We start from the raw sequence: 6,125 nt of genomic DNA, 5'->3' as shown, positions 1-6,125 counted from the left end.
GGAGGTAGCCATTGCGAACCACGGCACGCTGCCCGCTCAACGTCTTGACGTTACTGAACTGCTCAAGCAGCTCTGCCAGCTCCACTTCAATCGCCTCCTGGATGACCCGTCGGGCCCCGCGCCTGATCAGCTCCTCGAGCCCAAGCCCGATTTCCGATAGACCGACTGCTTCTTTCCCTTTATCCTTGCTCATGGTGGACCTTTCTTGTGCTGGTTTCCGATCTCGACAATCAGATTCTCAGCGGAAAGCTCCACCGCCCTCTACTCCGCGCCTCAAATTCCCCGCCTGTACACCAGTTTCGACTTTAGCTCCTGCGTGAGCGGCGGGCTGCGCAACGTTGCCCGCACCTGCCCCACACCTGCAAGCTCCGTTCCCGCCGGCCGTGAAGGCGGATTGTGCGCCTTGCGCCGCAGCGTAGCGGGCCATGCGGAGGCGCTTCACGGTCGGCCGGCGCCGTACTTTTTACAGTAGCAGCAGAAAGTGCACGCGTCCCGCGGACAGCGTGAATGGTGCCGTCGGGGCCGCCCGCGGCGGTGCGCACTGCAACAGGTGGCGCGCCGCTTGCGTAGCGTGTGCTTGCGTGCCGCCCTGTCTATAGTGAAAGCAATGCTGGCCAGAACTGGCGGACGGCATGTGCCGCCGAGCACAACCCGCCACGCCGGCCCCACGCCGCGGCGGCTCCGTTGGCCGCGTGCTGGCGGGGCCTATCAGGGCAGCCGGCCCGGGGGAGCGGCACATCCTGTTGCGAGGGTAGAAATGAATTTCGCCAGCATCCTGTCCACCGTCATCCTGGCCTCGTCAGTGTCGGTTTCCTCGGCGCCGGTCGAACGCCAGCTGCTCGCGATCACACCCCTGGATTTCGCCCAGCGCTTTAACACGGTCGCGCAGGACACGGGCTCGGGGTTGACGCTGCCCAGTTTCAAGATCAAGCCCGGCTGGCATCGCGCCGCGCCGAGTTCCGGCGTCTCGGTCCTGGTGCGTGCCAGCCGTTCCGGTTACGCGCTCGATGAAGTGGTGGTGGTCTGCCGCGAAGTCGAGCGCTGCTTCCTGACCATCTGCACCGCCGCGCTTGCGATCGACGACAGTGTCAACCCGCTGCTGCTGCAGCGCTTTATCGTGGCGCGCATCGCCACCGAACTGGGCGAAGTGGGGCTGGTCATGTCCGGGCTTGCCTATATCGTGGTGACGCCGAAGGAAGACGACTACGTCGCCGTCGTGATCCGGCCCTACCTGCCGCAGGACCGCGGCGCCTCGCCCAGCCAGGCCCTGCGCGAGCCGCCCGCCGGAGCCCGCCCATTCCACCATGGCCAGGCGGTCCCCCACGACCCGCATGGGCTGAATGGTCCGCATGGACTGCCTGGACCCTATGCAGCGCCGAGCGCCCCGCGGCCGCCGCTGACCCCGATCATTTCGCAAGCCACGATCTCCCGGTTGTCCAGCCTGTGACGAGCGCTTCATGGCTCGCGCAGCAGCAGTGCCACCGGCAGCCCGCCCAGCACGTCGCGCAGGCGCAGGCGCCCCGCCGGCGCGTCGAGCGGGTGCCCCGTCAACGCGTCGATCCAGCGGCCTGGCTGCGGCGCGCCAAGGTTCAGCGTGGTGTCGCCCCAGCATGCCGGCGGAATGCGCGGCACGGCCGGGTCGACCAGCGCCGCTGACAGCCGCGTGACCACGGTGACGGCCTGGCGCGCAGCGGTGCTGCGCGCAAATGCCAGCACCTGCTGCGCCAGCGTGCCCTGCGCGGCCAGCATGCTGTACTGGCCATCGGCAAACAGCGCGGGGTCGGCGCCGCGCGCCGCGAGCACATGGCGCACCAGCTGCTGCTTGAGCCGGCCGTCGCGCCAGTGCGCCAGCCAGTGCGCCCAGCCCGCGCCGCACGCCAGCCGTGCCTGCAGCCGCCCGAAGTCCGGCGCGCGGCGGTTGTCCGGATCGACCAGGCTCAGGTCCCAGCCCTCGGTGCCCTGGTAACGGTCGGGAATGCCGGGGGCGGTCAGTTCCACCATCACCTGCGCCAGGCTGTTGAGGGCACCGGCGGTGGCGATGCGCTGCGAGAAGCGGCCGATCTGCGCCAGCACGCCCTGTGGCCACGCGGCCGCGATGCCGCGCAGGAAGGCCTCGCATGCTGCTTCGTACTCGGTATCGGGGCAGGTCCAGTTGCCATGGCGCTTGGCTTCGCGGATGGCCTTGACCTGCCACGCGGAAATCCGCGCCAGCAGTGCTTCAGGTACAGGCTCGGCGTCGCCGGCATGCTCCATTGGCCAGGTCCCTACCAGCGCCTGGTACAGCATCAGCCGGTCGGCCGCGTCGGGCGCGCGCGGCAGCGTGGCGAGCAGCGGCGCGCAGTCGCGCTCCCACGCGGCGACCGCGTCGGCGAAGGTGCCCGGCAGTTCGCTCAGCACGGCCAGCCGCATGCGCGTGTCCTCGCCGCGCTTGTGGTCGTGCGTGGCAGTGGCCAGCATCGCATGCGGGACGGCCAGCCGGCGCGCGGCCATGCGGGCGTGGAACTGCGCCGGCGGCATGGCCAGCCGCGCCGGGTCGCTGCCAACCTCGTTGCGCGACAGCAACCGCCCATAGCGGTAGAAGGCGGTGTCCTCGCCGGCCTTGGCCGCGAGCGCCGGCATCAGCTGCTGCAGGCGGCGGCGCAGCACGCCGGTGTCGCTGTCAGGCGCTGCCTGCGTGCGCAGGCAGCCGGCGATGAATGCCAGCGCCACGGCCTCGTCCGGCGCCAGGCCGCTGCGCGCAGACTGCAGGGCCTGATCGACCATGGCGTCATCGGCATGTGCCGCGGCCGCGTCGCGTGCCGACGGCTGCGCGTCGTAGTAGCTGCGGTAGACCGGCACGGCCGCCATCAGCGCCATCAGCGCGTGCCGCAGCGCGGCCGGCGTGAGGTCGCGCGTGCCGGGCTCCTGCTGCGCGCTGGCGTGCAGGCGGGCGGTCAGGCCCTCGCATTCGGTAACGAGGTGCCGCCGCAGCACCAGGCAGCGGGCCGCGCGCACGTGCTCGGCATACGGGCGCGCGTCGCCGCTGGTGATGGCCCACAGCGCGGTCAGCGCCGCTTCGCCGGCCTGGTCGTGCAGCACTGCGGCCACGTCATCCATGAAGTCGTAGCCGGTGGTGCCATCGACCTGCCAGTCCGGCGGCAGCCGTTCGCTGCTGCCGAGGATTTTCTCGACCACCAGCCAAGGGCGCTCCAGCTGCAGCGGCGGCGGCCGCGCGGCGGCGTGCCGGTCGAGTCCGGCGCGCAGGCGGCGGCAGTAGCCGGCGGGATCGGCGAGGCCGTCGACATGGTCCACGCGCACGCCGTCGATCCAGCCTTCGCGCAGCAGGCGGAAGACGAGCGCATGGACCGCGTCGAAGACCTGCTGGTCTTCCTCGCGCACGCCGACCAGGTCGCTGATCTCGAAAAAGCGGCGCCAGTTCAGCGAGGCGGCAGCGGTGCGCCACCAGGCCAGCCGGTAGTGCTGGCGCTCCAGCAGCGCATGCAGCCGGATGCGTCCGGCGTGCTGCGTGGTGTCGTACCAGCCGGGGTCGGCGGTGGCCTCCGCTTCAGGGCTGTCCGGCGCCAGCGGCAGCACATGGTCGAAGTACCGTACGTGGGCCGGCTGCTCGCCGCTCGCGGGCACCCACTGCAGCTCCCCGGCGACGACTGTGTCCCAGTACGGCTGCCCCAGGATCGGCAACAGGACCTTGCCATGCAGCGCCGGGTCGCACGGCGTCCAGTCGATATCGAAGCAGCCGGCATGGGGACTGGCGCGTCCACGCGCCAGCACGTCGCGCCACCAGCCGTTGTGGGTGCAGTCGGCCGCCATGTGGTTGGGCACGATATCGGCGATCAGCCCGAGGCCGGCGCTGCGTGCGCGCGCAGCCAGCGCCTTCAGGCCCGTCTCGCCGCCCAGTTCCTCGCGCACGCGGGTGAAGTCGGTGACGTCGTAGCCGTGCGTGGAGCCTGGCCTGGCCTCGCAGACCGGCGACAGGTACAGGTGGCTGACCCCAAGCGCGGCGTAGTAGTCGACCACGCCGGCGGCATCGGCAAAGGTGAAGGCAGGGTGCAGCTGCAGCCGGGCGGTGGCGCGCGGCAGGCCGCGCGCTGTTGCCGGCGCGGTGGCTGCCTTGGCCGGCATTACCTGGGGCGCGCCGCGGCGGGCTCGCACAGGGTGGCGACGCAGGCCAGCGGCGGCAGCATGCCGGCGGAAAGCTCCGCGGCAGCGCCCGGCGCGCTCTCGTGCAGCGCAGTGCGTTGGTCGCGGCAGGAGTGGGTGGCGGGCACCGCTTCGTCGCCCAGGTTCAGCCACAGGCTCAGCTCCACGCCGTCCACCAGATGCCAGCGCGCGCACAGCGCCGCGGGGCCAAGGATGTCGACGCCGGCGGACTGGCTGCCCGGCAGCCGGTGCAGCAGCTCGCGCCGCCGGATCGACAGCAGCTCGCGGTAGTAGGGGGCCCAGTCGGCGTCGTCCGCCAGCGCAGGCCGCGACGCTTCGAACGTTGCCGGGTCGTTGGGATCGGGGATGGCCGCGGCGCGCGCATCGTCGCCGAAGGCCGCGCTGGCGGCGAATTCGCGGCGGCGGCCGTCGCGCACGGCTTTGGCCAGTTCCGGCGAATGGCTGGTGAAGTAGAGGAATGGCTGCCGCGCGCCGGTTTCTTCGCCCATGAACACCAACGGCACCTGCGGGCACAGCAACTGCAGCGCCACCGCGGCACGCAGCGCACGGGGGTCGGCCAGGCTGGCCAGCCGTTCGCCGAAGGCGCGGTTGCCGGCCTGGTCGTGGTTCTGCAGGAAGGTGACGAAGGCGGTAGGCGGCAGATGCGCGCTGGGCTGGCCGCGGCACACGGCGGCCGTGGCGGTGGCGGTGGCGGTGGCGGTGGCGCCGCCGGAACGGTGCAGCGACGGCTCGCCCTGGTAGGCGAAGCCTTCCGCCAGCACGCGTGCGAGATGGCGCAGCGCGTGTTGGCCACGCTCCCCTGCATCGACGGCGGCGACAGCGCCGGCGGGCCTGGCGTAGTCGCGATAGTAGCTATCGTCCTCGCCGGTCAGCAGCACATGCAGCGCATGGTGGGCGTCATCGTTCCATTGCGCATCGAAGCCGTGCGCCAGCAGCGCGGCGTCGTTTTCGTCGTTCTCCAGCACCAGGTGCAGGTGGCGGTTGCCGCCAGCGCCATCGGCCAGCATGGGGCGCAGTTCGCCAGGCAGCGCGGCCAGCCAGCCTTCGTCCTCGATGGCGTGGACCGCGTCGAGCCGCAGTCCGTCAAAGCGGAACTGGTCCAGCCAGTAGCGCGCATTCTCGGTGAAGAAGCGCCGTACCTGCGGCCGCCGGAAATCGATGGCGGGGCCCCACGGGGTCCGCCGGTCGGCGCGGAAGAAGGCGCTGGCATAGCGGTGCAGGTAGTTGCCCTCCGGCCCGAAGTGGTTGTAGACCACATCCAGCAGCACCATCAGGCCGAGCGCGTGCGCACGGTCGACCAGCGCGCGCAGCTCGTCCGGCGTGCCGTAACTGGACTCCGGCGCGAACGGCAATACGCCGTCATAACCCCAGTTGCGTCCGCCGGGAAACTCCGCCAGCGGCATCAGTTCGATGGCGGTGAAGCCCAGCGCGGCCAGCCGCGGCAATTGCTGCGCGGCGCCCGCAAAGCCGCCGCACAGGCCGACGTGCATTTCATAGACGATGGCTTCATGCCACGGCCGGCCGCGCCAGTCGGGGCAGGTCCAGGCGTACGAGGCACCGGCATCGCGCGCCGGCACGATGCTCGGGCCGTGCACGTCGTCGGCCTGCCAGCGCGAGGCCGGGTCGGGCACCGTGGTGCCGTCATCGAGCCGGAACCAGTACCGCGCGCCCTCGCAGCACGGCACGATCGCCTCGAACCAGCCGTTGGGTCCCGCCGCCATATGGACGGGCCCCAGTCCCGCGATCTCCAGCCGCACGGCATGGCCCTGCTCCGCCGCATCGGGCGCCCACAGGCGGAAGCGCACGCGCCCATCGGGCAACCAGGCCGGCCCGAACAGGTAGTCCTGCGCATGTTCGTCATTGGAGGAGAAGGCCCGCGAAGAGGGCGCGGCAAAGCAGTCGAACGGGGCCAGGCTGGGCAGGGCGGACCTGGCACCCGGGGCGAGTAGAAACGGGTTTGCGTTCAA

General features: G+C 71.2%; 3 protein-coding genes and 1 pseudogene. 1 reads left to right on the top strand and 3 read right to left on the bottom strand.

Annotated elements, in window-relative coordinates; all coding sequences use genetic code 11:
- A pseudogene (locus K309_RS0126215) lies at positions 1 to 193 on the bottom strand (IS256 family transposase); the annotation flags it as partial.
- 564 nt (positions 194 to 757) lie between these two features.
- On the opposite strand from K309_RS0126215, the gene K309_RS37495 reads away from it, so the two are divergent.
- Positions 758 to 1,447: a malto-oligosyltrehalose synthase gene (locus K309_RS37495; protein ID WP_232232492.1), complete on the top strand. Its 690-nt coding sequence runs from the start codon at positions 758 to 760 to the stop codon at positions 1,445 to 1,447.
- An 8-nt stretch (positions 1,448 to 1,455) separates the two neighbouring features.
- Here K309_RS37495 and treY read toward each other — a convergent pair whose 3' ends face one another.
- Together treY and treZ are read right to left on the bottom strand one after the other, a co-directional pair.
- Positions 1,456 to 4,119: a malto-oligosyltrehalose synthase gene (gene treY, locus K309_RS0126205; RefSeq protein ID WP_051320613.1), complete on the bottom strand. Its 2,664-nt coding sequence runs from the start codon at positions 4,117 to 4,119 to the stop codon at positions 1,456 to 1,458.
- Positions 4,119 to 6,125, bottom strand: a complete 2,007-nt coding sequence (gene treZ / locus K309_RS0126200) for a malto-oligosyltrehalose trehalohydrolase (protein WP_029049150.1) — start codon at positions 6,123 to 6,125, stop codon at positions 4,119 to 4,121. Before treZ ends, treY begins: the two co-directional genes overlap by 1 nt.

This window comes from Cupriavidus phytohabitans (genome assembly GCF_000426345.1).
Classification (GTDB): Bacteria; Pseudomonadota; Gammaproteobacteria; order Burkholderiales; family Burkholderiaceae; genus Cupriavidus.
Note: the sequence above shows the minus strand (reverse complement) of the source record. Positions and strands in the feature narration are given on the sequence as shown.